The following is a 617-nucleotide window of genomic DNA, read 5'->3' on the forward strand; positions in this document are numbered from 1 at the left end:
GAGCTTTATTTCTCACTACGGGTATCAAACTAACTTGTTGGTTTACAGCGTAGGTAATTACAAATTGACCGACTATGTGCGAATTGGTGTGCCGATTTCGATTGTGTATTCCGTATTGGTACTGACATTGATTCCGGTCTTCTTTCCGTTTTAATTCCGATAAATACAAGGATTCGTTATGACCGCTGAAACACCGGTAAAAGATGAAAACATTGTCTGGCATCAGCACACGGTTGATAAACAGTTTCGTGCTGAGCTGAAAAAACAGAAACCAGCAGTGCTTTGGTTTACTGGTTTATCTGGCGCAGGTAAGTCAACCGTCGCGGGCGCGCTGGAGAATCGTTTAGCTGAGTTGGGCTACCACACTTATTTGTTGGACGGTGACAATGTTCGTCATGGCCTGTGTAGTGATCTAGGCTTTTCTGAACAAGATCGCCGTGAAAATATTCGTCGTATTGGCGAGTTGGCGAAACTGATGGCAGATGCGGGTTTGATTGTGTTGTCCGCGTTCATTTCTCCTCACCGTGCTGAGCGTCAACTCGTTCGCGATTTACTGCCCGAAGGTGAGTTCATTGAAGTGTTTGTGAATGCATCTCTCGAAGTGTGTGAAGGCCGAG

1 protein-coding gene is annotated in these 617 nt (G+C 45.7%); it reads left to right on the forward strand.

Annotated features, from left to right (window positions below; translation table 11 throughout):
- Positions 1-178: 178 nt before the first annotated feature.
- Positions 179-617 (forward strand): adenylyl-sulfate kinase (gene cysC, locus R8N49_RS28445; RefSeq protein WP_318190610.1); only part of this gene is annotated, 439 nt, incomplete at its 3' end.

The organism is Vibrio sp. 1978, assembly GCF_033344345.1.